Genomic DNA, 1,222 nt, shown 5'->3' with positions numbered 1-1,222 from the left:
GTGATGAAATAAGACTGCGACAAGTTCTGATGAACCTTTTGGGAAATGCTGTCAAATTTACAGATACTGGTGAGGTAACGTTTAAAGTTGGTTATTTGGGGTGTTCAGAGTTGAACGTTGATCGGTTGAACCTTGTTCGCGTTAGCGCAGGGTCGGCCGAAGGCCACGCTTTCGCCGTAGGCGACGCTGAAGCGTGGCCGAAAGGCCAAGGTTGTCAAGACAACCTACCCTACGGTAACGCCCAAGGCGAACAACCTAAAAACCGTCAAGCTTTAACCGAAAAGCAAGGTACTCAAAAAATGCGCTTTGTGATAGCAGACACTGGCATTGGTATACCACCAAAACAACTAGCAGAAATATTTTTGCCATTCCATCAAGTGGGCAATACTGACCGTCAGGTTAATGGTACAGGCTTAGGACTATCGATTAGTAAACGTTTAGCGGAATTAATGGGTAGTGAATTAAAGGTGAAAAGTACTGTCGGTCAAGGTAGTATTTTTTGGCTAGATTTAGATTTGCCAGAGGTTTCCGAGGAACAACAAGGAGGACAAGGAATTCTAGAATCCACTAAGGAAGAGAAAGCTGAAGACGTTATGCCTGTAGCTCCATCGCCAGATCAAATATCCGTTCTGTATGAACTAGCAATTATGGGTGATATTCGAGGCATCCAAGAGGAAGCTAATTTGATTGAACAGTTGGATGATAAATTCATTCCATTTTCTCAAAAGTTGCGTCAATTATCAAAAGGGTTTAAAGAAAGAAAAATTCTGGAATTTGTTCGGAAGTACATGGATACAAAAGACCGCGAAGCTCATCGAATAAAATCAAAGGATTTAAAAACTCCAGATAAAGTTAGTAAAAAATAAAGTCTATATCTTTAAAAATAATCGCCATTTAAATGACTAGTTAAGCCAGGGATAAGTTATTATATTTTTAAGGGTGATTTTAATTAGGTTTATTTGGATTAAATTGCACTATTTTTTTGTAAAAAAATATCCGAGTATTTTTGCTCTTATTAATTAGCCATTGATTAGCGAAAACCCCCAATAACGAGTTCATGTGATTATGAATATTTCCTCAGTAACTCAAACTAATCATCATTCCTCTTCCCGGAAAATTACCCTAACTGAGAGCTATAACAAAATTGGCTATAAAGGTGTAATTGTGATTGTTGATGATAGTCCGACTAATTTAGGGGTGATGTTTGAGTTGTTGAGCAATT

The 1,222-nt window shown here is 38.2% G+C and carries 1 protein-coding gene; it reads left to right on the top strand.

What is annotated here, in order from left to right; all coding sequences use genetic code 11:
- Positions 1-866 (top strand): ATP-binding protein (locus F6K53_RS43680; protein WP_293087032.1); only part of this gene is annotated, 866 nt, incomplete at its 5' end.
- Between the last annotated feature and the right edge of the window lie 356 nt (positions 867-1,222).

Source organism: Moorena sp. SIO4A1, assembly GCF_010672065.1.
Classification (GTDB): Bacteria; Cyanobacteriota; Cyanobacteriia; order Cyanobacteriales; family Coleofasciculaceae; genus Moorena.
The sequence above is the reverse complement of the archived record's forward strand: the minus strand, read 5'-3'. Positions and strand labels throughout refer to the sequence as shown.